Origin of the sequence: Pseudoalteromonas sp. GutCa3 (assembly GCF_002836155.1) — a bacterium.
GTDB lineage: Bacteria > Pseudomonadota > Gammaproteobacteria > Enterobacterales > Alteromonadaceae > Pseudoalteromonas > Pseudoalteromonas arctica.
Genome location: NZ_PJBK01000057.1, coordinates 1 through 3,027, shown reverse-complemented (window position 1 = coordinate 3,027; position 3,027 = coordinate 1). Strand labels below are relative to the sequence as shown.

Sequence of the window (3,027 nt, the reverse complement as noted above, 5' to 3'; positions counted from 1 at the left end):
ATATTAACTTCTTCGCTTGTTTCACTATCACATAAAACGCGTTTGGCGTTGTATGGTTAAGCCTCACGGGTAATTAGTACAAGTTAGCTTAATGGCTCACACCACTTCCACATCTTGCCTATCAACGTTGTAGTCTTCAACGGCCCTTCAGAGACTTTAAAAGTCTAGTGAGAACTCATCTCGAGGCCTGCTTCGCGCTTAGATGCTTTCAGCGCTTATCAGTTCCGAACGTAGCTACCGGGCAATGCCATTGGCATGACAACCCGAACACCAGCGGTTCGTTCACTCCGGTCCTCTCGTACTAGGAGCAACCCCTCTCAATTCTCAAACGCCCACGGCAGATAGGGACCGAACTGTCTCACGACGTTCTAAACCCAGCTCGCGTACCACTTTAAATGGCGAACAGCCATACCCTTGGGACCGACTTCAGCCCCAGGATGTGATGAGCCGACATCGAGGTGCCAAACACCGCCGTCGATATGAACTCTTGGGCGGTATCAGCCTGTTATCCCCGGAGTACCTTTTATCCGTTGAGCGATGGCCCTTCCATTCAGAACCACCGGATCACTATGACCTACTTTCGTACCTGCTCGACGTGTCTGTCTCGCAGTTAAGCTGGCTTCTACCATTACACTAACCGTACGATGTCCGACCGTACTTAGCCAACCTTCGTGCTCCTCCGTTACTCTTTAGGAGGAGACCGCCCCAGTCAAACTACCCACCAGGCACTGTCCGTAACCCCGATTCAGGGGCCAACGTTAGAACATCAAAACTACAAGGGTGGTATTTCAAGGTTGACTCCACAACAACTAGCGTCGCTGCTTCAAAGTCTCCCACCTATCCTACACATGTAGGTTCAATGTTCAGTGCCAAGCTGTAGTAAAGGTTCACGGGGTCTTTCCGTCTAGCCGCGGGTACACAGCATCTTCACTGCGATTTCAATTTCACTGAGTCTCGGGTGGAGACAGCGTGGCCATGGTTACACCATTCGTGCAGGTCGGAACTTACCCGACAAGGAATTTCGCTACCTTAGGACCGTTATAGTTACGGCCGCCGTTTACCGGGGCTTCGATCAAGAGCTTCTCCCTAAGGATAACCCCATCAATTAACCTTCCGGCACCGGGCAGGTGTCACACCGTATACGTCATCTTGCGATTTTGCACAGTGCTGTGTTTTTAATAAACAGTCCCAGCCACCTGGTCACTGCGGCTCCCGTCCGCTTAGAGAGCAAGTCTCATCACAGATAGGAGCGTACCTTCTCCCGAAGTTACGGTACGATTTTGCCTAGTTCCTTCACCCGAGTTCTCTCAAGCGCCTTAGTATTCTCTACCTGACCACCTGTGTCGGTTTGGGGTACGATTCCATATAATCTGAAGCTTAGAGGCTTTTCCTGGAAGTATGGCATCAGCAACTTCATCACCGTAGTGACTCGTCTCGTGTCTCAGGTTTAATGTCTGTCCGGATTTACCTAAACAAACGCCCTACTCACTTTCACATAGACTACCAACGCTATGCTTGCTTAGCCTGCTCCGTCCCCCCATCGCAATTATATCGAGTACAGAAATATTAATCTGTTTCCCATCGACTACGCCTTTCGGCCTCGCCTTAGGGGTCGACTTACCCTACCCTGATTAACATGGGATAGGAACCCTTGGTCTTCCGGCGTGGGAGTTTTTCACTCCCATTATCGTTACTCATGTCAGCATTCGCACTTCTGATACCTCCAGCATACCTCCCGGTACACCTTCAACGGCTTACAGAACGCTCCCCTACCACTCAGAATAAATTCTGAATCCGCAGCTTCGGTGCATAGTTTAGCCCCGTTACATCTTCCGCGCAGACCGACTCGACCAGTGAGCTATTACGCTTTCTTTAAAGGATGGCTGCTTCTAAGCCAACCTCCTGGCTGTCTGGGCCTTTCCACATCGTTTCCCACTTAACTATGACTTTGGGACCTTAGCTGGCGGTCTGGGTTGTTTCCCTCTTCACGACGGACGTTAGCACCCGCCGTGTGTCTCCCGGATATTACTTTACGGTATTCGGAGTTTGCAAAGGGTTGGTAAGTCGGGATGACCCCCTAGCCTTAACAGTGCTCTACCCCCGTAAGTATTCGTCCGAGGCTCTACCTAAATAGATTTCGGGGAGAACCAGCTATCTCCCGGTTTGATTAGCCTTTCACTCCTAGCCACAGGTCATCCCCTAACTTTTCAACGTTAGTGGGTTCGGTCCTCCAGTTGATGTTACTCAACCTTCAACCTGCCCATGGCTAGATCACCGGGTTTCGGGTCTATACCTTGCAACTATTCGCCCAGTTAAGACTCGGTTTCCCTACGGCTACCCTATTCGGTTAACCTCGCTACAAAATATAAGTCGCTGACCCATTATACAAAAGGTACGCAGTCACCCAACAAGTGGGCTCCTACTGCTTGTACGTACACGGTTTCAGGTTCTATTTCACTCCCCTCACAGGGGTTCTTTTCGCCTTTCCCTCACGGTACTGGTTCACTATCGGTCAGTTGGGAGTATTTAGCCTTAGATGATGGTCCACCTATATTCAGTCAAAGTTTCACGTGCTCCGACCTACTCGATTTCACTTAAAATGTCTTTTCATGTACGGGACTATCACCCTGTATCGTGGCGCTTTCCAGCAGCCTTCCATTAACACATAATAAGCTTAAGGGCTGTTCCGATTTCGCTCGCCGCTACTTTCGGAATCTCGGTTGATTTCTTTTCCTACGGGTACTTAGATGTTTCAGTTCTCCGCGTTCGCCTCGTTAACCTATGTATTCAGTTAACGATACCTGCAAGCAGGTGGGTTTCCCCATTCGGAAATCTTAGTCTCAAGCGCTTTTTACTAGCTTGACTAAGCTTATCGCAAGTTAATACGTCCTTCATCGCCTCCAACTGCCAAGGCATCCACCGTGTACGCTTAGTCACTTAACCATACAACCCAAACGGGTCTTTGTTTTGTGACAGTTTAACTTCGCCAGAAGTCAATATTGAATACTAAAGTAGATACCAATCAAT

1 rRNA gene is annotated in these 3,027 nt (G+C 49.3%); it reads right to left on the bottom strand.

The window, feature by feature from the left end:
- Nucleotides 1–52: 52 nt before the first annotated feature.
- Nucleotides 53–2,943: ribosomal RNA gene (locus CXF64_RS09905) — 23S ribosomal RNA — on the bottom strand.
- Between the last annotated feature and the right edge of the window lie 84 nt (nucleotides 2,944–3,027).